Source organism: Variovorax sp. 01N429, from assembly GCF_056399425.1.
In genome coordinates this window covers 1-358 of the sequence record NZ_JBFTRG010000256.1, presented here as the reverse complement: position 1 = coordinate 358, position 358 = coordinate 1, and the positions used below count along the sequence as shown (strand labels likewise).

The 358-nt window shown below is 72.9% G+C and carries 1 protein-coding gene; it reads left to right on the top strand.

What is annotated here, in order from left to right; all coding sequences use genetic code 11:
* On the top strand, nt 1–358 hold a 358-nt coding region (locus tag AC1DSF_RS31505; protein WP_478184232.1), incomplete at both ends, for a PucR family transcriptional regulator ligand-binding domain-containing protein.

Sequence of the window (358 nt, the reverse complement as noted above, 5' to 3'; positions counted from 1 at the left end):
CCACAGGGATATGTCCGGCGACGGCGGTTTTTCGGGTGTTTCGGTCGATGTGTCAGGTGTCGGAACGGACGTGGTGCGGATCGCCGATCTGGTGGCCCTGCCGGAGCTTCGCCTTGCGGTCGTCGCGGGTGCGGCGCACCTCGGCCGCCCGGTCGAGGCCGCGCACGTGTCCGAGCTGCTGACGCCGGGGCAGTGGCTGCAGGGCGGCGAGCTGCTGATGACCATCGGCCTGCTGCTGCCGATGACGGACGAGGCGTGTGCGGCGTACGTGCGCGACGCGGCCGCGGGCGGGTCGGGTGCGTGCGGCCTGGTGCTCGGCCTGGGACGCGACCTGCCGCACCAGAGCGCACCCGAGCCG